This is a genomic window from Pseudomonas sp. K5002 (assembly GCF_013386655.1).
Classification (GTDB): Bacteria; Pseudomonadota; Gammaproteobacteria; order Pseudomonadales; family Pseudomonadaceae; genus Aquipseudomonas.
Window position 1 is genome coordinate 2,351 of sequence record NZ_JACARK010000418.1, and the last position, 530, is coordinate 2,880.

A 530-nucleotide genomic window follows, 5' to 3' on the forward strand; every position below is an offset into this window, starting at 1 on the left:
CCCGCTCCCACATTTTAGACCGTGGCCATCTGTGGGATCCGGGTTGGACTCATCGCCGCCATCGCCACCGAAGTCGCCGCCGTGCGCGTCTCCACTCCCAGCTTCACATACACATGCTCCAGATGCTTGTTCACCGTCCTCGGACTCAACCCAAGAATGTCGCCAATATCCCGATTGGTCTTGCCACACGCCACCCAACGCAGCACTTCCACTTCCCGCTCCGTCAACTGAAACCGCGCCGACAACAGCTTGTGCGCCGGCTCATCCTCCAGGGTGATCACGCTCGGCTGTGTCGCCGCACGCGCCGACAGCAAAATCCGCGACGTACGCAAATGCGCCGCCACCCGCGCCAGCACTTCATCGGTCTGGATCGGCTTGGTCACGTAATCGCTGCCGCCCACCTCGAACCCCTGCACCACATGCTTGCTGTCGGTGAGCCCGGTCATGAACACCACCGGAATGTCCGCGCTGGCCGGTTGTGCCTTGAGCCGGCGGCAGGTTTCAAAGCCGTCCAGGCCGGGCATCACCGC

General features: G+C 63.2%; 1 protein-coding gene. It reads right to left on the minus strand.

Annotated features, from left to right (window positions below; translation table 11 throughout):
• Positions 1–14: 14 nt before the first annotated feature.
• Positions 15–530, minus strand: a 516-nt coding sequence (locus HX846_RS19185) for a response regulator transcription factor (RefSeq protein ID WP_178965910.1), incomplete at its 5' end; no start/stop codon positions are given.